The 20,550-nt window shown below is 52.5% G+C and carries 20 protein-coding genes; 13 read left to right on the top strand and 7 right to left on the bottom strand.

Translation table 11 applies throughout. From position 1 onward, the window contains the following. Positions 1-15: 15 nt before the first annotated feature. A complete protein-coding gene (locus tag ATL17_RS04545; protein ID WP_133571570.1) occupies positions 16-687 on the bottom strand; it encodes a DUF2461 domain-containing protein in 672 nt (223 codons plus the stop codon). 438 nt (positions 688-1,125) lie between these two features. Between ATL17_RS04545 and ATL17_RS04550 the strand changes: the two genes are divergently transcribed. The 4 genes from ATL17_RS04550 (at position 1,126) to ATL17_RS04565 (ending at position 3,979) form a co-directional block, all read left to right on the top strand. After that, the gene (locus tag ATL17_RS04550; RefSeq protein WP_133571571.1) at positions 1,126-1,794 is read left to right on the top strand and encodes a thymidine kinase; all 669 of its coding nucleotides are present in this window, start codon (positions 1,126-1,128) and stop codon (positions 1,792-1,794) included. Between the two features lie 8 nt (positions 1,795-1,802). Continuing rightward, positions 1,803-2,186 carry an acyl-CoA thioesterase gene (locus tag ATL17_RS04555; protein ID WP_133571572.1) on the top strand — a complete coding sequence of 128 codons (384 nt, stop codon included), beginning with the start codon at positions 1,803-1,805 and terminating at the stop codon, positions 2,184-2,186. A 308-nt stretch (positions 2,187-2,494) separates the two neighbouring features. Further along, entirely contained in the window at positions 2,495-3,133 is a 639-nt protein-coding gene (locus ATL17_RS04560; protein ID WP_166638892.1) for an SH3 domain-containing protein, read from the top strand. A gap of 120 nt (positions 3,134-3,253) precedes the next feature. Then, complete coding sequence (locus ATL17_RS04565) at positions 3,254-3,979, top strand: SIMPL domain-containing protein (protein ID WP_133571574.1); 726 nt, start codon at positions 3,254-3,256, stop codon at positions 3,977-3,979. 35 nt (positions 3,980-4,014) lie between these two features. Here ATL17_RS04565 and ATL17_RS04570 read toward each other — a convergent pair whose 3' ends face one another. Then, on the bottom strand, positions 4,015-5,502 hold the full coding sequence (locus ATL17_RS04570; RefSeq protein WP_133571575.1) for an MDR family MFS transporter: 1,488 nt from the start codon (positions 5,500-5,502) through the stop codon (positions 4,015-4,017). Between the two features lie 190 nt (positions 5,503-5,692). Between ATL17_RS04570 and ATL17_RS04575 the strand changes: the two genes are divergently transcribed. The 3 genes from ATL17_RS04575 to recQ all read left to right on the top strand — a co-directional run bounded on the left by ATL17_RS04575 (position 5,693) and on the right by recQ (position 10,856). Next, positions 5,693-6,076: a DUF1761 domain-containing protein gene (locus tag ATL17_RS04575; protein WP_133571576.1), complete on the top strand. Its 384-nt coding sequence runs from the start codon at positions 5,693-5,695 to the stop codon at positions 6,074-6,076. A 159-nt stretch (positions 6,077-6,235) separates the two neighbouring features. Next, a complete protein-coding gene (uvrB, locus tag ATL17_RS04580; protein ID WP_133571577.1) occupies positions 6,236-8,737 on the top strand; it encodes an excinuclease ABC subunit UvrB in 2,502 nt (833 codons plus the stop codon). Positions 8,738-9,041: 304 nt separating this feature from the next. Continuing rightward, positions 9,042-10,856: a DNA helicase RecQ gene (gene recQ, locus ATL17_RS04585; RefSeq protein ID WP_133571578.1), complete on the top strand. Its 1,815-nt coding sequence runs from the start codon at positions 9,042-9,044 to the stop codon at positions 10,854-10,856. A 595-nt stretch (positions 10,857-11,451) separates the two neighbouring features. Here the strand turns inward: recQ and ATL17_RS04590 are convergent. Both ATL17_RS04590 and ATL17_RS04595 read right to left on the bottom strand, forming a co-directional pair. Then, a complete protein-coding gene (locus tag ATL17_RS04590; protein WP_133571579.1) occupies positions 11,452-12,795 on the bottom strand; it encodes a pyridoxal phosphate-dependent decarboxylase family protein in 1,344 nt (447 codons plus the stop codon). A 22-nt stretch (positions 12,796-12,817) separates the two neighbouring features. Continuing rightward, positions 12,818-13,126, bottom strand: coding sequence for an ArsR/SmtB family transcription factor (locus ATL17_RS04595; RefSeq protein WP_133571580.1), 309 nt, complete (start codon positions 13,124-13,126; stop codon positions 12,818-12,820). A 512-nt stretch (positions 13,127-13,638) separates the two neighbouring features. On the opposite strand from ATL17_RS04595, the gene ATL17_RS04600 reads away from it, so the two are divergent. Next, complete coding sequence (locus ATL17_RS04600; protein ID WP_133571581.1) at positions 13,639-14,073, top strand: hypothetical protein; 435 nt, start codon at positions 13,639-13,641, stop codon at positions 14,071-14,073. Positions 14,074-14,216: 143 nt separating this feature from the next. Here the strand turns inward: ATL17_RS04600 and ATL17_RS04605 are convergent, their stop codons facing one another. Continuing rightward, on the bottom strand, positions 14,217-15,134 hold the full coding sequence (locus tag ATL17_RS04605) for a DMT family transporter (protein WP_133571582.1): 918 nt from the start codon (positions 15,132-15,134) through the stop codon (positions 14,217-14,219). Between the two features lie 158 nt (positions 15,135-15,292). Between ATL17_RS04605 and ATL17_RS04610 the strand changes: the two genes are divergently transcribed. After that, positions 15,293-15,634 carry a 5-carboxymethyl-2-hydroxymuconate Delta-isomerase gene (locus ATL17_RS04610; RefSeq protein WP_133571583.1) on the top strand — a complete coding sequence of 114 codons (342 nt, stop codon included), beginning with the start codon at positions 15,293-15,295 and terminating at the stop codon, positions 15,632-15,634. Between the two features lie 41 nt (positions 15,635-15,675). On the opposite strand, the gene ATL17_RS04615 is transcribed toward ATL17_RS04610, so the two are convergent. Continuing rightward, positions 15,676-15,951 carry a hypothetical protein gene (locus ATL17_RS04615; protein WP_133571584.1) on the bottom strand — a complete coding sequence of 92 codons (276 nt, stop codon included), beginning with the start codon at positions 15,949-15,951 and terminating at the stop codon, positions 15,676-15,678. A gap of 93 nt (positions 15,952-16,044) precedes the next feature. Between ATL17_RS04615 and ATL17_RS04620 the strand changes: the two genes are divergently transcribed. Together ATL17_RS04620 and ATL17_RS04625 are read left to right on the top strand one after the other, a co-directional pair. Then, a complete protein-coding gene (locus ATL17_RS04620) occupies positions 16,045-17,103 on the top strand; it encodes a DUF1176 domain-containing protein (protein WP_133571585.1) in 1,059 nt (352 codons plus the stop codon). Beyond that, a complete protein-coding gene (locus ATL17_RS04625; protein ID WP_133571586.1) occupies positions 17,103-17,984 on the top strand; it encodes a DMT family transporter in 882 nt (293 codons plus the stop codon). The genes ATL17_RS04620 and ATL17_RS04625 overlap by 1 nt, the downstream gene beginning before the upstream one ends. Here the strand turns inward: ATL17_RS04625 and ATL17_RS04630 are convergent. Further along, positions 17,959-18,570: a hypothetical protein gene (locus ATL17_RS04630; RefSeq protein WP_133571587.1), complete on the bottom strand. Its 612-nt coding sequence runs from the start codon at positions 18,568-18,570 to the stop codon at positions 17,959-17,961. The genes ATL17_RS04625 and ATL17_RS04630 overlap by 26 nt on opposite strands. A gap of 248 nt (positions 18,571-18,818) precedes the next feature. Between ATL17_RS04630 and ATL17_RS04635 the strand changes: the two genes are divergently transcribed. Then, on the top strand, positions 18,819-19,799 hold the full coding sequence (locus tag ATL17_RS04635) for a calcium/sodium antiporter (RefSeq protein WP_133571588.1): 981 nt from the start codon (positions 18,819-18,821) through the stop codon (positions 19,797-19,799). Beyond that, positions 19,799-20,548 carry an SDR family oxidoreductase gene (locus ATL17_RS04640; protein WP_133571589.1) on the top strand — a complete coding sequence of 250 codons (750 nt, stop codon included), beginning with the start codon at positions 19,799-19,801 and terminating at the stop codon, positions 20,546-20,548. The genes ATL17_RS04635 and ATL17_RS04640 overlap by 1 nt, the downstream gene beginning before the upstream one ends. The last annotated feature ends 2 nt before the right edge of the window (positions 20,549-20,550 follow it).

The following is a 20,550-nucleotide window of genomic DNA, read 5'->3' on the forward strand; positions in this document are numbered from 1 at the left end:
ATAGCCAACGCGATTTTAAAACACTTGTTCCATCAAATATTGGTTTACCGGTGCCATCTGCTGGCAAATCTCAACAAAATGCGCCTTTAATTTCTGCTGATCATTAAAGATTGATGCCTCATAAGGTTTCCGCTCATTGCGCACCACAAGCCCTTTGAGTTTCAGCCATTCAGCATAAGGCGCGGCCGCATCAAATCCACTTGGCACTCTTTTCAACTGCGGCGCATTTAACGGTACGCCATGGGCTTCAGCCGCCCCAACAGCCTCAGCAATCTTGGTTCCCTCATCGCTCACAATTTGCGCCCGCATCTGCGCCAATTGGTCCTTATCCAGCGCCCAAAAGCCCGCGCCATATCCATAGCCATCTTGATGCAAGGCAATATGCGTACCGGGAGATTTGGTGGCATGATCGCCTGCCCAAAACACCAAATGCACATGCACATTATAGGGCGTTTTATCCTTGGAAAATCGCGTATCCCGATAAATGCGCCGCAAAGAACCATTGATCTTCGGCACAGCATTAAGCGGCGGGTTTAGCGCGACCAGCTCGTCCTGCATTGCCTCGACCACGTCCAAAAGCGGCGCAACAATCAGCGCCTGATATTCTTCCTTATGTGCGCCGAACCAAGCCTTTTCATTATTCTTGTCCAGATTGCGCAAAAATGCCTGAACCTTTTCAATTTCCATCACACCGCTCCTCCCGGCTGCCCGTTTAAATTATGCTCTATGATTTGTCGTTCGGGAATGGCTGAATTCGACAGGCATTGATATTTTGGCGCATTAAATGCGGTTAAAGCTTATCCACAGCCCTGTGGATGGTCACAAAAGCGTCACAATAATTACGCCAAATTGTAAAATGCGGTCCATAGATTGACCGTTGTTGGAGGTATCATTCCTGCTTTCAACAAAACTGTTGCAATAGCCCCGAAAATTGCAACCGGCGTGCGCCCCCAACAAGCATGCCATTGGCCGCTCCGCCAGCGGCCTTCTTTTTGTCTGGTCGCAGAACAGCTAAAATCTGTGGCGAACCGGCAAATAGTCGCCGCCCCACCCTTCATTTTTGGTCAATCTGGTTCATAATTAAGCCATCGAATCTGACATGGGCGCCATTAAAGGACCAAGGGCATGGCCAAACTATATTTTTCATACGCTGCCATGAATGCGGGCAAATCCACCATCTTGCTGCAGGCCGCCCATAATTATCAGGAACGGGGCATGAATGCCCTTCTATACACCTCCGCGCTTTATGCCGAAGGTGGCGTTGGCAAAATCTCATCGCGCATTGGTCTGGACGTGGAGGCAAATCTCTATCGGCAGGAAGATAATTTGCTGGAGCAAATTGTTGCCGCCAACAAGCAGGAAAAGGTCGACTGTATCTTTGTTGATGAAGCCCAGTTCCTCACCTCCAAGCAAGTTTGGCAATTGGCACGCGTCTCTGATCATATGAACATTCCGGTCATGTGCTATGGCCTGCGCACCGATTTTCAGGGCAAATTGTTTGAAGGTTCTGCCGAGCTTTTGGCCATCGCCGATATTTTGCGCGAGATCCGCACCATTTGTGAATGTGGACGCAAAGCGACCATGGTGGTGCGTTTTGATGAGCATGGCCAGCCCATGCGCGAAGGCGATCAGGTTTCCATCGGCAAAGAGATCTATGTCTCCATGTGCCGCAAACATTGGGAAGAAAAAATGCGCGATCCAGCCGTGATCACCGCTTTTCGGCTTGAGTCAAACCCGGCAACGCCACTAACCTTAGATGAAGATGACGACGATTCATTGGCTCAATTAGGATAGCAAACCCAATGCCCCATCAAACCGATCCCAAAGGCGAATTGACCCTGCGCACAGTGGCCATGCCTGCTGACACCAATCCCGCTGGCGACATTTTCGGCGGCTGGGTACTCAGCCAAATGGATATTGCAGGCGGCATTGCCGCATCTGAGCGCGCCAATAGCCGTGTGGTCACTGTGGCCATTGAAGCCATGACCTTTATTGCGCCCGTTAAAATCGGTGACGTTTTGTGCGTTTACACAACCATTGAGAAAACCGGCACCACCTCCATCACCGTTTATATGGAAGCATGGGCTCGCCGCAATCGCGCAACAGATCGGGTGAAAGTAACTGACGGCACATTCGTTTATGTGGCATTGGATGCCTCAGGCAAACCAAGCTCGTTCAACCAATAAAACGGCTACCTTGAAGGGGCGGTTCGACCGCCCCAAAACACCAAAATTAATCTTTTTTTAATTTTTTCAGAGCGCTTTTTCGCGATTTCAGTTCAAATTCGCCAACTACCCATCACGCGTAAAAGCCAATTAATTACATAATCTTACGCCAGCGAAACATACTGAAACCTCGCCCCTAAAAGCCTCCAATTCGGCGCATTTTCCAAATATGAACCGAATATTAACAAGCCCGTTCAGCAACCATTCAGGCGCAATATCGTTTTATCTCCCACATGAACAGCAAACGGATCATTTACGGGAGAGAAAAAATGAGCCTTAGTAAATTTGTTAAAACAACAAGTCTGGCCCTTGCAGGTGTCACAGTATTTACTGGCGCAGCAATGGCTTTCCCAGCAACATCAAAAACGGCCCTTAATGTGCGCTCTGGCCCTGGCACCAATTACCGTGTGGTAGACGCACTATATTCTGGCGAGCGCGTAAATGTTGAGCGCTGCACAAATTCTCGCACATGGTGTTATGTCACCCACAGTGGCCCTGACGGTTGGGTTTCTGCCAAATATCTGCAACGTCGCAGCGGCGGCGGCAACAATGGTGGCAGCCATAACGACAATCCAGGCTTCTCAATTGAGTTTGGTAGCGATGGCACCTTCAGCTTTAACTTTGGCAACCGTCCAAACCGTCCACACCGTCCTCCGCAAGCAAAAGCCTGTTTTTATGAGCACGCAAACTATCGCGGCCGCAGCTTCTGCCTAGACGAAGGTGAAAGTGTTCGTCGTCTACGCCACAATTGGAACGATACGATCAGTTCAATGCGCGTCTTTGGTGGCGCTGAGGTAACCGTGTGTAAACATGCTGGCTACCGTGGCTTGTGCCGCACAGTTGACCGCAACTTCCCACGCATCGGTCGGCGCTTGAATGACGAAATCTCATCTATCAAAGTCCAATAAGGATTTTGAAAGATAGCGTGAGCGCTAAGGCACCCCCGGTCCGCAAACCGGGGGTGTTTTTTGTCCAAATTCCGCCCCTTTTTCGGCGTGAGATAGTGAAAATCCTTGGAGGGGATCATTATGCGTATTTCAATTTTACTAGGAGCGTTGCTTTTGGCGCTCGGTGTTTCCGGCGCGGGTTGGCTAGCTGGCCAGTCACTTGAACGGTCGCGCGAGCCTATTCGCACGGTCACGGTCAAAGGCCTCGCCGAACAAAATGTTAAAGCTGATTTGGGCTTCTGGCCCATTAAATTTGTTGCCTCCGGCCCCACGCTAGAAGCGGCACGCGCCGATTTGGAGCAAGCTGAAAAGTCCGTGCGCGATTTTCTGGCAGACAATGGCTTCACGGATGAACAGATCGAAGTGCAAAACATCAAGGTTGAAGATCGGTTCACCGGCTATAATGGCGGCAATTATCCTGCCGAAGCCCGTTTCACCCTCACTGAAGATTTGCTGGTCACCACCAGTGAAGTGGAAAAACTGTCCGAAGCGGCACGCAACATCACTGAGCTGTTGCGCGCTGGCGTCGTGTTTTCGTCAGACGCTTGGTCCGGCGGCCCCTCATTCGTCTTCACAGGCATAAATGATTTGAAGGGAGATATGTTGACCGAAGCCACGGAGCGCGCCCGCGAAGCAGCGCAACAATTTGCGGTGCAGTCAGATTCAAAAGTTGGCAACATCCAAACGGCCAATCAAGGCGTGTTCCAGATTTTGCCAGCGGTAGACATCCCGAATGATCGGCCTGATCGACAAATTGAGAAAAAGGTACGCGTGGTCACCACCATCACCTATTTCCTTGTCGACTAAGTAAAATAAAAGGGCCCTCGCGGGCCCTTTTTTCTTTAGTGTGCTGCCGCTTCTGCAGCCTGTTTTGCATCAGCTGGTCGCCGCACAAACAAGGCGCCGACAACTGCGAACAGATAAATGATCGCGCCGCACAAAAATGCCCAACGGATACCATTGGTCAAGGCGGGCACAACATCCATCCCCGCTTCAGCTGCCGCACGTTGTTGAATGGACATAACAGCCACAAACAACGCCACACCCGCTGCGCCTGATACTTGCTGAATGCTGCCCAACATCGCACTACCATGCGAATAAAGTTTAGGCGGCACCGCACCAAGACCCGAGGTAAAGAGCGGTGTAAACACCAGCGCCAAACCAATGCTCAGCACCATATGGCCAATCAAAATGTTCCACGTGCTGGTGGTTTCGCCAACAAGTGTAAGCGCCCACAACACAGCTGAAACCAAAATCGTGCCGGGAATAACCAGCGGACGCGGGCCATAGCGGTCATAAAGCCGGCCAACAGTTGGCGCCAAAAGACCCATTAGCAATCCACCCGGCATCAACAGCAAACCAGTTTGTAAGGCATCAATGCCCAACACGCTTTGTGTATAGATCGGCAGCAAAATCACGGTGCCCAACAGCGCCGCCATGCTGATCGCCAACATGCCCACGCAAATTGAATAAAGTTTGGATTTGAAAGTCCGCAAATCCAACAGCGCCGCATCATTCTTTTGCAGCGACAATTGTCGCAAAATAAAGATCACCATCACCACTGCACCAATTGCCAATGGTGCCCAGCTTGGCAAACCAGCAATCTGTGCAGTGCCTTCACCGCCAAAGCCAGATAGGCCATACACAATGCCGCCAAACGCAACCGCTGAAAGCACAACGGAAAGCACGTCCAATGGCGCGTAACGAGGTTCAGTCACATTTTTCATAAAGCGCGAACCAACTGCCAAAGCCAACAATGCAATCGGCAACACCAGAATAAACAGCCAGCGCCATTCTAAATATTCCAGCACAAAGCCAGAAATTGTCGGCCCGATGGCCGGAGCAACCGAAATCACAATCGAAATATTGCCCATGGTTTTGCCGCGCCCTTCCGGCGGCACCAATGTCATCACAGTGGTCATCAGCAACGGCATCATAATCGCCGTGCCCACCGCTTGGATCACGCGGCCAACAATCAGCAATTCTAAGCCAGGCGACACCGCACAGATAAAAGTACCCACGGTAAAAATGCTCATCGCCATCATGAAGATAGGACGTGTATTCATCCGCTGGATCAAAAAGCCAGTCACAGGAATAACAACAGCCATGGTCAGCAAGAAAGCCGTGGTCAACCACTGCGCCGCACCTGCGGTCACATCAAGTGCAGCCATCAAACGCGGAATTGCCACGCTCATAATGGTCTCGTTCAAAAACACCACAAAGGTGGAAGCGAGCAACAGCGCGATCACCAGCCGATTTCGGCCGGAATGGTCAGGTGCAGCATCGTCTGCAGGCGCTGAATCAGCGGCAGTTTGATTAATATCTGTCATGATAGCCTTCTTCGCAAAATATGCGGATTGAGGAAAAAGAGTCGAACGGGGCGCTATACATGCACCCAGCTGCGACATTCTGTCAACCTTTGATATGACGAACCAGCATATAGGCCGCAGCGATTAATCTCTTGTCAGTTGCGCAATTGCGCTCCACTCTGCACCCATCAACTTTTGTGGAGGGGAATAAATGGTTGATCTTTATAATGTTAGCTGGCTTGCCATCATCATCGGCACCGTTCTGGGCTTTGTTTTGGGATGGCTGTGGTATTCGCCTGTCCTGTTTGTCAAAAAATGGGCAGAAGGCATTGGCGCCAATATGGAAGAAACGGGCCAACCGCCCATTGACGCCATGATCACCCAATTTTTGGGCATGTTTTTGCTGGCGTGGGTTGTGGCTCTTTTCGCCGACAGTGGCCAATATGTGGTGATCTTGCTGATCGTGCTCACCTTCTTGTCCCTGCAATATGCCAACAACACATTTGTGGGCAAAAGCATGTATGCCAAAATGACTGAGGCAGGCTATATCGCCGCCAGCACTGTGATCATGATCATTGTGCAAATGGTGCTCTAACAGCCGCGAATTCGCGAAGGGCAAGCCAAATTTTTACAATTCTTGCCCTTCTGCTCGGATTACCCCTTGTTCTCTTTACGTTCCAACTTACATTCCCTATACTGATCCCAACAGACTCGCGGTCCGTATCATCAGCACATCCGCACCAAGGTAGTTTTCATGAGCGACGATAAAAAATCTCAACGGCCCGCCAAGGCCGACTTTTCCATCGACGATTTCATTTCAGAAATTGAAAAAGCGGAAGACATCGAAGCCTCAAAGCCCCTGCCCCAGCATCGTTTGAGAAACAAGCGCGCGCTCGACCGTGCGGACGCGGAAGAGGCAAAACGCAAAACCACCAAAACCTCAAATCCGGAAACCAAAACCGGCATGTCCAAACGCTCGCCAAAGTCCAAGGCGAACGCGGTGGAACGCCCCACAAACCTCGATGGGTTTTCAGAGGCACCGCAAGCTGGTTTCAATCACATTCCGGAAGCGAAAGCCAAAAGCAAAGAAAACGCAAAGTCGCTCACCGGCTCCACTGGCGGCGTCACCGCCACCGTGCAAGCGTTGCAGGATTTGATTGAACATGGCCGGAAAGAAGTTGAAGGCACCGAGGCGTGGCGACCGCACCGCCCGGCCCGTCCAGCCAAATTGGAAGGTGGCCATCGCTTCGAACTGGATACCGAATTTGAACCGCGCGGCGACCAGCCAACCGCCATCGCCGAACTTGGCGAAGGCATCAATAATGGCGAAACCGACCAAGTGCTGTTGGGCGTCACAGGTTCTGGTAAAACCTTCACCGTCGCCTCTTTGATCGCCGAAACGCAGCGCCCAGCGCTCATTCTTGCGCCCAACAAAACACTGGCAGCCCAGCTTTACGGCGAATTCAAAAGCTTCTTCCCCAACAATGCGGTGGAATATTTCGTTTCCTATTACGATTATTACCAGCCCGAAGCCTATGTGCCGCGCACCGACACGTACATTGAAAAAGAATCCACCATCAACGAACAGATTGACCGGATGCGCCACTCAGCCACCCGGGCTGTGCTTGAACGGGATGATGTGATTATCGTCGCCTCCGTATCCTGTATCTACGGTATCGGCTCGGTGGAAGGCTATACGGCCATGATCGTCGATCTGTCTGAAGGGCAAAAGATTGATCAACGTGAACTGCTCGCCGAACTGGTGGCATTACAATATAAGCGCAACGAAGCCGCCTTCACCCGCGGCACCTTCCGCGTGCGCGGCGACACCATTGAAATCTTCCCCGCCCACTACGACACCGCCGCGTGGCGCGTCACCCTATGGGGCGATGAGATTGAAGAGATTGTCGAGTTTGACCCGCTCACTGGCAAAAAAGCCGCCAAGCTTAAGCACATTCGACTATATGCGAACTCACACTATGTGACCCCGCGGCCAACTTTGACCCAAGCGATCAAGCACATCAAAACCGAACTGCAAGGCCGCTTGCAGGAACTTAATGGCGCGGGCCGTTTCCTTGAAGCCCAACGCTTGGAACAGCGCACCCTCTTCGATCTGGAGATGATGGAAGCCACTGGCTCCTGCGCTGGCATTGAAAACTATTCGCGCTATCTCACCGGACGTAAACCCGGCGAGCCGCCCCCAACCCTGTTCGAATATCTGCCTGACAATGCCATGCTGTTCGTGGACGAGAGCCACGTCACCATCGGCCAATTGGGCGCCATGTATCGCGGCGACTTCCGACGTAAGGCCACCCTTGCTGAATATGGTTTCCGCCTGCCTTCTGCCATGGACAACCGTCCATTGCGCTTTGAGGAATGGAACGCCATGCGGCCGCAATCGGTCTATGTTTCGGCAACCCCCGGCAATTGGGAAATGGACCAAACAGGCGGTGTGTTCGCCGAGCAAGTCATTCGCCCCACAGGCCTCACCGATCCAATCGTCGAAATCCGCCCCGCCACCAATCAGGTGGACGATGTGATCGACGAGGTGAAAAAGGTCGCCAAGCAGGGTTACCGCACTTTGCTCACCACGCTGACCAAAAAGATGGCCGAAGACCTCACTGAATATATGCATGAGCAAGGCATCAAAGTCCGCTACATGCACTCGGATGTAGACACGGTAGAGCGGATCGAAATCATCCGTGACCTGCGCCTTGGCGCCTTTGACGTGTTGGTGGGCATCAACCTGCTGCGTGAGGGCTTGGACATCCCCGAATGTGCGCTCGTCGCCATTCTTGATGCGGATAAGGAGGGTTTCCTCCGGTCCGAAACCTCATTGATCCAGACCATCGGCCGCGCCGCGCGGAACGCTGAGGGTCGTGTCGTGCTCTATGCCGACAATATGACGGGCTCTATGGAGCGCGCGATTGCTGAAACCAATCGCCGCCGCGAAAAGCAGTTGGCCTACAATGAAGAGCATGGCATCACGCCGCAAACGGTCAAATCGAACATCAAAAACATCATGCAATCTGTCTATGAAGGCGACCGCGTCACCGTGGCCACTGGCAAAGACAAATTCTCCAAAGGTGATGTGCATGTGGGCGACAATCTCGCCGCGACGATTAAAGACCTTGAAGCCAAAATGCGCGACGCCGCCACCAACCTTGAGTTCGAAGAAGCCGCCCGCCTCCGCGACGAGGTCAAGCGCCTAAAAGAAATGGAACTCGACGTCATGGACGACGCGCTAGGCGATTAGCCTTTTAGGCACGACCGTCACCACACACCTAGCCGCCCCGGACCTGATCCGGGGCCAACAACAACGCCCGCAAGATAAATATCGGTCCCGCATCAAGTGCAGGACTGCACCGGGGATATAGCCAAGGCACACCCGCACAAACTCCCCCACCGTCATTGCAAGACTTGATCTTGCAATCCATTTGCGGCCAGCCTCACAGCAATAATTCAACACGAATAACACAGCACACCGCATATCAATTCACCGTCATCTCAACTAAACTAGGCCCGATTCTACACAAAAACGCCCACGACCATTTGAGCCTATGACAAATACCCCCATCTCCATCCTGCGCGACTATTACGGCTATGACGCGTTTCGAGGGCAGCAGGAAGCTGTCATCAATCATGTGGTGAATGGGGGCAACGCCTTTGTGCTCATGCCGACAGGCGCGGGCAAATCGCTGTGTTATCAAATTCCAGCCCTTTGCCGCGACGGCGTGGCAATTGTCGTGTCGCCCTTGATCGCTTTGATGCAAGATCAGATCAACGCTCTTGAGCAGATGAACATCAAGGCCGCCGCGATCAACTCCACCATGAGTTTTGAAGAAGTCAGCGCTGTCCGCCAACAGGTACGGCAGGGCGAAATCGATCTGCTCTATGTTGCCCCCGAACGGCTGATGATGCCCGACTTCTTATCATTTTTGGATAAGTGCAACATCGCCCTGTTCGCCATTGACGAAGCCCACTGCGTCTCCGAATGGGGCCACGATTTCCGCCCTGACTATGCCGCCCTGTCCATGTTGGCCGAACGTTTCCCCAATGTCCCCCGCGTCGCCCTCACCGCAACCGCAGATACTCAAACCCGCGCCGACATTGTAAATCGCATGTCGCTAGATGACGGGCGCAGTTTTATCGGTGGCTTTGATCGACCGAACATCAATTATGCGATTGCCCTGCGCAATTCCCCCCGCAATCAAGTGCTGCGGTTCATTCAAGAAAAGCACCCTGAAGATAGCGGCATTATATATTGCCTTTCCCGCAAAAATGTTGAGGAAATGGCCACCTGGCTTTGCGATCAAGGCATAGAGGCATTGCCCTATCATGCCGGGTTGCCCACCGAAGTCCGCGCGCAAAATCAGCAAGCCTTTTTGCAGGGCGAACGGATCATCATGGTCGCCACCATCGCCTTCGGCATGGGCATCGACAAACCCGATGTGCGCTTTGTCGTGCATATGAACACCCCGAAAAATATCGAGGCCTATTATCAAGAAACGGGCCGTGCCGGGCGCGATGGCCAGCCCTCCAATGCACTGATGCTTTATGGCATGGAAGATGCAGCGCAACAGCGGCAATGGATCGAAGCCTCAACGGCGCCCATGGAGCAAAAACACATTCAGCACCAAAAGCTTGGCGCCTTATTCGGCCTGTGCGAAACCGCCAAATGCCGCCGCCAAGTGCTGCTCAATTATTTTGACGATCATTGCGACCCCTGTGGCAATTGCGACACCTGCGAACAGCCTCCCGAAACCTTCGATGCGTCCATTCCCGCACAAAAAGCCATCTCCTGCGTTTATCGCACAGGCGAACGGTTTGGCATTGGCTATTTGATCGATGTGCTTCTCGGCACCGAAAATGAACGCATCACCCAATTTGGGCACGACCAAATCCCCACCTTCGGCATCGGTCAGGATTTGACCAAACCCGAATGGCAAAACGTCTTCCGGCAATTGATCGCCAGCAACCTGCTGTGCCTCAACCCCGAAGGCCATGGCGGCTTTATGATCACCCGCGCCGGACGCGCCTTCATCAAAGAAAAACCCGCCCTGCCCATGCGGCATTACGCAAAACCACTCCGCGCCAAACGCACCGCACGCGCCAACGCCGCGGCAAACACGCCCCTAAACACAGAAGATCAATCCCTGCTCAAAACACTAAGGTCCGTGCGCAGCGAATTGGCCAAAACCAACAAGGTCCCCGCCTACGTCATCTTCCACGACCGCACTCTTGTTGAACTGGCCCAAGCCAAACCCACCAACCTAAACGCCATGCTCGAAATCAACGGCATCGGCAAATCCAAACTCGACCGCTATGGGCAAGTGTTTCTGGATGTGATCGCAAATGAGGGCAGCTCAGCCTAATCATCAAGGCACAGCACGGTTTCCCTCCCTTAGATGGGGAGGGATTAAGGGTGGGGTGCTACCACTAGCGAGTTGCAAAGCCGAAAACTCAAATGGATTACCGGATCAAGTCCGGTAATGACGTGAGAGTGTTGAGCATACAGCGGAACATGCCAAAGCCGAACTATTTCCCCAAGCTTCCTATTTCCCCCGAAGCTCTATGCCCTCCATAGGGCAGCCCCGGACCTGATCCGGGGCCAACTGCGCCCTTCGCGGTGGCTATTTTGGTCCCGCATCATGTACGGGACGGCCCCAAGGAAACATCCACCGCCCCACGTCATTGCAAGACTTGATCTTGCAATCCATTTGCGCCCCGCCAAACGGCAATTCAGCTAAATCTAAGACCAGAGCTGGCGGCACCCCACAGCCGTCATCCCCGTGAAAACGGGGATCCAGACAAGCACAAACCAAGGAGCACAAAGCCAGCGACTTGTCCGCGGAAACTCATAAATAGCTTCCCACCTATGCAGGAATAACGGTCGCGAGTTATGGCAAACGCCTACCACAATCTACGTCACCCTCGGGCCCGACCCGAGGGTCCATGCAGCACTAGCGACTAAACACGCCGCCCAATCACTTCAACCGCCCGCGCAATATCTGCGTCAGTCGTGCGCCAAGACGAAACCGACAAGCGAAACACGCTTTCGCCCTGCCATTTAGACGGGCCAAACCAAACTTCGCCCTCTTCGGTAACGCGTTTCAACAACGCCTCATTTTTTGCCGCGTCGCCCAGAGTGCACAGCACTTGGTTCAGCACAACGCGATTAATCACCGTCACGCCTTTTGCCCGCAGCCCGTCAGCCAGTTTTTGCGCCTGGTTACAATGACGGGTCACCATCTCGTCCACACCTTCGCGGCCCAAGCTGCGCAAGGCGGCCCAAATGGGCATACCCCGGCCCCGGCGGGAAAACTCGAGCACAAGGTTCTTTTGCGCATAAGGCTCTGCGGTGGAGTAAACGGCATCAGCGTTCAAGGTCGCGGCCAAATCGTCGGCGTGGCGGCAAATGGCCATAGCACCGTCATATGGCGTGTTCAGCCATTTATGGCCGTCTGTGGTCCAGCTATCGGCCAGGTCAATGCCTTCGGTCAGCGCCTTTTTGGATGCGCTGGCCCGCGCCCAAAGCCCAAAGGCCCCGTCCACATGCACCCAGGCACCTGCCTTCTGCGCCATGGGAATAATCTCAGCAAAGCGGTCAAACTCGCCCATATTCACTTCGCCTGCTTGCAGCACGAGGATGGTTTTGTCGTCCAGCGCAGGCAATTGTTCCGGGATCACCCGGCCAAACTCATCGCAAGGGACCTCGATCAAACGGTTCAAGCCGAAGCCGAGCAAGCGCGCCGCTTTTTTGACGGTGATATGCACGGTTTGCGGCACCACCAATCTGATCTCAGGCGCGCCCATAAGCCCGTCTTCATCCACGTTCCAACCTTGCCGCGCCAAAAGCGTGCGCCGTGCGGCAGCCAAAACGGACAGGCCGCAAGCGGTAGCGCTGGTGCCAAAACCGATCTGGCTTTCCCGTGGCAGGTCTAAAATGTCCAAAACCCATTTGGTCGCCACTTGCTCAATTTTCGCCATCACCGGCGAGTTCACGTAGGAAGAAGCACATTGGTCCCATGCCAGCGCCAACCGCTCCGCCGCAGCTGCTTCGGGCAGGCTTGCACCGATCACAAAGCCAAAATAGCGCCCGCCATTGCTGGTGACACTGGCCGGATCACCATAGCGTTGCAGCATATTCAGCGTATCGCCATGCGCACTTGGCGCGGTGGGCAGCTCTTCATCAAATGCCGCCAAATCATCCAGCGCCTGCTGGGTCGGAAATACCCGCCGTTCTGCAACTGAACGCAAATAATCTGCCGCAAGCCGATCCGCCTCGGCCAAAAGTGCCAATTCGTCTGACATAACTCTTCCCTGATGTATGCTTTTAAAGTTCGTTTTTAATGCGCTTGGCAACGGCAGCAATTGCCGCTTCCTCACGCCGATAAAAAGTAAATTTCTTAATCCGCGTGGCTTTGATCAGCCCAGCATCTCGCAACAGCGCCAAGTGCTGCGATGCGGTGGGTGGGCTCACCCCCAATTTGTCCGCAATATACATGGAGCAAACCCCGTCTTTGATCAGGTCGCCATCAACCTGAGGTGGAAAATTACCCACCGGGTCTTTCAACCATTCCAAAATTCTCAATCGCTTCTCATGGGCTAAAGCGTTCGCCACAAACACAAAATCTTCTTCCATAATTCATCAATTAGCAAAATGACTAACTGAGTCAATAAAAAACTTATCCCCGGTCCCTAACCCTTTGGTATAATGGACCCACTTTTCGCACCAATGCTTTCCGGCGGCTTGTTGACGGGCAAGGGGGAAGATGGGCTTGCCTCATGTGGGAAAAGAGCAAGGCACGTTTTCGGACGCGAAAGGGTGGCCAACTCAATGTGATTTGCCTGCCACCAAGGGCAGCGTTGAACCAACGCGGGAGCTATTCGGGTCAGCACTCCGAAATCTATTGAGACAAGGAAAAATCCTTGCTGTACGGGGTGATATTTGCCTCACAAATAACCATTGATGACGAGTTGAATATCACCTCGTACACCGCAAATAGTGATCAACCGACAGCACAAGCTGATCGGGCGCTTCGTCCTGCCCGGTATTTTCCCTAAACATCTGGCCAATAATAATCCCCACCACTTGATTTATATCAAATAGCGGCAAGTTAGATTCAGTTAGATTTGGTTTAAGAGGAAAGAAAGATGCTGACGAAACCATCTTTATTACTGCGGGCTGCCATTGGCAAAACCATCGGTTTGATTTTTGGGTTCATTGCATTTTTCATTTTGCCACAGATCGTGCCGGATCTTTCGTTACTTTTCCGGTGGGGTTTGGTGTTTTACCTCACAATGATGGGCGGCTTCATCGGAATAATGGGAGTTATGACTTACCATCCGGTGCTGCATATGCCGATGCCATGGTGGGTGCGCGGTCCGTTAATCGGCGGCTTTATGATGCTGGTTTTATGGATGTTGGCACAAACCGAATTTGACGCGGTGGCCACCGCGATCTTTGGGGAAGGTTCTCTCTTCTCCTCCGGCGCGTGGTCAATCGTGGATGGCATGGTCATCGGCGCCATAATGAGTTTCCTTGCCACCCGGTTTGGAGGGGAAGGCAAAGAAACTGTCGGTCGATAACGGAGTAGATATTGGTCGACAGAACAGACGCAATCCCGGCATAGGCTGGGCGGCATTCATCTCATGCCTCGCAAGGGCTCAGAATATCCGGGTTGCGTCTTTATAAATCGGACAGGTGCTGGGCATGACCTCGCGATCATCCCCTATCTGATCTCTCCGCGAATGTCCTCGCCTGTCCGTATTTTTTTCTGCCGCTCTCGCCACCAAACTGTCAGCCCTGCCCCAACGGTGATGGACGCGCCAATAAGGCTAATGCTGTCGATCAAATCACCAAAGGCAATAAAGCTGAACACAATCGCCACCGGCAGCATTAAAAAGTTGAATGGCTGCAAAATGCTCGCAGGCGCTTCCCGCAACGCCATGGTGAAAAGGGTGTGAGCAATATTGGCGGTGATGATGATCAGCCCCATCAGCATCAATGCTTGTGGCGTCATGATCTCAAAGCTGCGGAACCCGACAGCGGTTGAAAGCACAATCCCCACCAGCGCCATATAGGCCAATGAGGTGGAGGTCCGGTCTTTTGAAGACACCATGCGCGTCAAAATCGTATAGCCCGCAAAGCTGAACACAGCACCAAGTTGGAAAAACACACCGAGATTGAGATCTTGAAAGCCGGGGCGGATCACAATCATGGTGCCAATAAAGCCCACAATAATCGCCATCCAGCGCACCAGCCCAACCTGCTCACCCAACATAGGAATCGCCAACAAAGTCGTCACAATCGGAAACAACATGAAAATCGCCTGCAAATCCGCCAACGGCATCAGGCTCAATGCGGCAGAAAAGCACCAGATATCCACAACCAAAAGTGTGGCGCGGGTAAGTTGCAAATAAGGGGCTTTGCTTTTCAGCGCTGTGCGCAGTGTGCCCTCACGCCAAAGCCAAGCAAGAATAAACAGCCCAACGCCCCAAAAGCGGATCATCACCACCTGCGTAAAAGGATAGTCTGTCACCAGAAATTTAACCGCAACATCTTGCACACCAAACACAAGGATCGCGATCAAAGTGAGGCTAATACCCTTCGCCACATTGGCGTCATCCGGCACCTGAAACACAGACATATTGAAATTCCTATTTACGGAGAGCTGTTCCGCGATATAGTCGCCAAGCTCATAAAGGCAGGACGATCACGCTATCAGCGAATTCTAAAATTGCCTATGCCAAATCATGCCCCGGGGATGACATTTGCAAATGACCCCATCACAAAAGGAAATCTTTTATGCCGCACATCATTGTTGAACATTCGCAAAATCTAGCCGGTGATCAGCACATACAATCTTTGTGCCAAGAGATTTTTGACACCATGGCCACCCACCCCACTTTCCCTGATCCAAGCGCGATCAAGGTGCGCGCAGTTGGCTATGCGCGGCGGGTGCAAGCGCTTGAGAATGATCATTTTGTGCACGCAACCATCAAGTTGCTGCCGGGTCGTGATGAGGAAACTAAAAAGCAGCTGACGCAGAAATTGCTTGATTTACTGATGGAAAGCCTACCGGAAGCATCCAGCTTTTCAGTAGATATTGAAGATCTATCCAGCGCCTATGTGAAGGCCGCGCGATAGCCGCCGCACCTTATGCGACGGCAAAGTTTGAAGGGCTGAACTTAGCTGGCCATTTTGTTTTTTACAAAGCCAGCAATAGCGGTCAAAACACCACCGCCAACAAGCCCGGCAATGCCGTCGCCTGCAAGGCCCATGCCCGCAAGGGCATCCAAGCCAGGCACTGCGCCGGCAAGTGCAGTGCCGCCAACGCCACCAATTGCCCCAGCAATTGTGTTGCCAATCGGCCCTAAGTTAACTTGCTTAAGCGCTTGGGCAATGCCGTTGCCGCCAACGCCGCCAGCAACGAGTTGAATAATAATTGGTAATAATGCTTCCATTTTCCCCTCCCTCAAATAGAGTTACGGGAAAAGCTTATCGCTTTTTGAAATTAATTAACAGACTGTTAATTGAAAGAAGAAGGAACCTTGCACATGCGTCCATTCAAACCCCTCTTGATTGCCTGTATGTGCATGCTCACCTTCACCAATTTGGCGTCAGCCCAGCCCTTTGGCGAAAAGCGCGTTTACTTTAAAGATTGGCTGGCCGCCTGCCGTCCTGCAACGGGTTATTGCTCGGCCACAAGTTACATCAATCCCAACCCGCCCAGCGGCGCAGTAGCGGATTATATTTTGCGCGTGGGCCGGGAAAAATCGGCAGACAGTTGGGAAATTTCATTGTCCACCGTGGCCACCATGCCCACCGACACAAGCTTTATTGTGATTGAGGATGAGCCGAACACGCTTTACTTCAACCGCCCCAACAGCTTCGCCGCATTTGGCGCCATCAATGATTTCTATTTTCTGGGCAATGAAGCGCGGCGGTTGCTCGAAAAGATGCTGGCAAACAACGAGTTGATCATGACCTACGATGCTGAATCCGGCCGCGAAACCTTAAACTTTTCACTCCGTGGTCTAACTGCATCAATGCTCTGGATTGACGAGCAACAAGAGAAAGTGGGCGAGCCGCGCGATGCAGGTTATGGTCCGCGCGCGGAACGCTTGGCTACGGCGCTGGAACAACCATCGCGAGATATTCCGCAACCGATTCTGGACATGCACTTCGATGGCGACAATTGCGATTTTGGCGCGGAAAGCGACATGTTCTCATCTTGGGAAAGCATGGCACTCGACCCGAACCGCGATCTCTATATGCTTCCGTGCTCGTCGGGCGCATATAATCTGCTTTCCCGTGGATATATTTGGAACAAAGAGCAGCAAAACGCCACAACGCAACATTTTGTCGAATATAGCGACACCGCTGGATGGACATCTGTAGATTATCTCGTCAATGCCTTTCTAGATCCGCATTCGCGCACTGTATCCTCATTTGCCAAAGCGCGAGGGCTTGGTGATTGTGGCTCGTCAGGCACGTGGCAATGGGCAGGATATGGCATGCAATTGCGCAAATTCTTCTATCAGCCCGTTTGTGGCCTCGACTATGATGAAAATGCCGATCTGACCTTCCCGCAAATCTTCCCGGAAAGCCAATAATGCGTCTTTTTCTGCTCACCGGTTTGGCCATGCTGGCCTTTGCCGCCAACTCTTTGCTCAATCGCGCCGCGCTGGCGGAACAGGCCATCGATCCACACAATTTCACGCTGATGCGCTTGGGGTCAGGTGCGATCACGCTGGTGCTCATCGCCATGCTGGTCAATCGTAAATCCATGCAGGACATTGCATCCGCTGGCACATGGCGAAGCGCTTTCGCCCTGTTCATATATGCGATCGGCTTCTCCATCGCCTATCTGTGGCTGGGCGCAGGCATGGGCGCACTGATCCTATTTGCCATGGTGCAATTCACCATGCTCGGCGTGGCAATCATTAAGGGAGACCGCCCATCACCATTAGAACTGATTGGGCTTTTGTTGGCGTTGGTTGGTTTTGTTGCCTTGGTTAGCCCCGGTTTTGACCAGGCACCAAACTTGCAGGCTGTTGGCCTTATGGCGAGCGCAGGCATTGCATGGGGTGCCTATTCTCTTTGGGGACGCGGTTCCACCACGCCGACCTTGGATACGGCAGGCAATTTCTGGCGTGCCTTTTTGATGGGCTCAATTGTGATCGTGCCAATTTTGCTGATGCAACTCAGCCCCAGCTTGATCACCGTGAAAGGCATGCTGCTTGCAATTGCGTCTGGTGCCTTAGCCTCTGGTGTGGGCTATGCCATTTGGTACACGGCACTGCCGGGCCTCACCCGTACCCGCGCAGGCATTGTGCAGCTCAGCGTGCCTGCCCTCGCGGCAATTGCAGGTGTGGTGTTTTTGGGTGAGCCGCTCACTGTTAAATTTGCCGCTCTAACGGTGATGATTTTAGCCGGCGTTGGCTTGGCCACATTGGCAAAGCCAAAAGCTAGTGCACAAAATTCCGGAAAATAAAGCCAAGGGAAATGAAATAGGGCGCAAGCAGCGCGACAATGAAAATGCGCGCCCACAAATTCTTAAACCGCCACAACAATAAGCCCGCCAGCGCCACGCCAACCACCAGCTCCACCGCGCCGACAATATCTCCATAATTGGCGCTTTGATAGTAAGACACTGGTGAATGAAAGCGCCAATCGGTCAGCGGCCAAAAATGCACATGCGCATCGTCGGTATGCACGGGAAAATCGGCCACCACATGCAACAATGCCCCGGCCCCAAATATGCCGATCATCCGCCAATAATAACGATAGAGCGGCACATACATCGCCAACATCCATCCGAGGATGATCAAAAACGCATAAAGCGGCATGGAGTTAGAAATCGCAGAAAAGCTTTGCCACGGCTCCTGCCAATAAAGCCCGTCCGGACTGCGCCACATATTGCCCCGCCCAACCCCTGTGATGGCTGAAAAAGCCACCATAAGGAACACAGATAGGTCAGGGAAAAAGCCCGCAAAAAAGGCCAGGATATTTTGCTTTTTGGGGGCGTCGCGCCGGGACAAAACTGCACCGGCAATTAACACATGTGTGGTCGTGATCATTTCGGCTCAGTTCCGCGATTGGTCATAAAATTACAATATGCGGAAAACCAAACCGGGGGCCAGTGCGTTAACATAATTGTGAGAAACAACGACGGAAACATGCCTTATCAAATTAATTTCGATGAAAAGGTTGGAAACACAGTTCAATACCTTTAAATCTCTTCCACAGCTTACCATATCAAGTGCTCTTGTGTTTTGCGGCAGTTCTAGTATCTAGCGGTCGCGGATAATCGTTTTAAAAGGTTGCAATGCCCTATTTTCTGCTCATCTTAGGATTGGCCACGCTGGTTGTTACCGGTGATCTTCTTGTTCGCGGCGCGGTTGGCGTGTCGAACCGAATGGGCATCCCCCCGCTCGTCATTGGCTTAACTGTCGTTGCCTTTGGCACATCTGCACCTGAATTGGTGGTCTCTATTTCCGCTGCGCTTGATGGCGCGTCGGGCCTTGCCATCGGTAATGTGGTTGGATCGAACATCACCAACATCCTTTTGGTGTTGGGTTTCCCCGCCTTGTTTTTTGCACTCGACTGCAAGCAAACAGGTTTGCGACGCTCCACCAGCTTTATGATCATGGTTTCCGTGTTGCTCATTATCTTGAGCATCGACGGCGTGATCGACGCAGGCGACGGCATGATCTTCCTTGGCCTCCTGGCTGGCTATTTGATTTACAATGGCTTTGAAGCCAACAAAATGCGTAAGCGTGGCCAGAACATCGAAGAATTGATGGAAGAGATTGATGATGCGCCTGAAGATCCGAAAAAGATCGCGCTTTATCTGATCATCGGGGTGATCGGCTTGCCTTTGGGCGGCAAATTGACCACCGACAGCGCTTTGGACATTGCGGCGATTATGGGCATTGCTGACAGTGCTGTTGGCCTGACCATTGTTGCCTTGGGCACATCTCTGCCAGAATTTGCGGCAGGCATGGCCGCTGCGCTTCGCCGCCAATCAGCAGTTGCCATTGGTAACGCGGTGGGCTCCAACATCTTCAATATCTTGTCGATCTTGGGCATCACATCTTTGATCGTGCCGTTGAAAGTGGCACCGAACTTTATGGCCTTCGATTATTGGGTCATGCTGTTCATCGCCATCGGTTTGGCCCCGATTGTGTTTATGCATCGGTCTATCGGCAAAATCGAAGGCGGCGTGATGAGTGTTGCATATATTGTTTATCTTGTGGTTGTTTTTCAAATTGGACACCAACTGGCTGAAGGGCTACCCATTGGATAATGCAAAAACAAACTTTTCTGATCACAGGTGCAGCTAACCGCATTGGCGCGGCTATAGCTGAAGGCTTGGCCGAAGACGGGCACAATGTGGTGATCCACTATAATAGCTCGCAAGATGAGGCGGCCGCTTTGGCCGCCAAACTTTCAGAACGCGGTTTGAACACAGCAATCGAAGGCGCGGACCTCACAGATCCCGCGCAATATGACACGCTGATTGAACGGGCCAGCAAACATTTTGGGCCGCTGACTGGGCTGATCAACAATGCAAGCCTGTTCAAACCAGACAGCATTGACGATCTAACCCACGAGCTTTGGCAAAAGCATTTTAGCGTGCATGCAGAAGCCGCTATGTTTTTGGCCAAAGATTTCGCGGCGCAACTGCCCCAAAACCAAAACGGATTGATCATCAATATGATCGACCAACGCGTTTGGTCGCTCAAGCCAAGTTTTTTCAGCTACACCCTGTCAAAAACAGTTTTGTGGACCGCAACGCGCACCTTGGCGCAAGCACTCGCCCCGCGCATCCGCGTGAATGCAATTGGCCCCGGCCCCACTTTGCAGAATGAGCATCAATCTGAAGCAGAGTTCAAAGACGAGCTGCAAAGCGTGCCGCTGAAAACGGGTCCTTCACTCGACGAGATTGTTGATACAATCCGCTATTTTCTGATGTCAAAATCAGTGACCGGGCAAATGATTGCCATGGATGGTGGACAACATCTAATGTGGACTGAGATTGGTGAAACAAATTAGTT

The organism is Maritalea mobilis (assembly GCF_004363175.1).
Lineage (GTDB): Bacteria > Pseudomonadota > Alphaproteobacteria > Rhizobiales > Devosiaceae > Maritalea > Maritalea mobilis.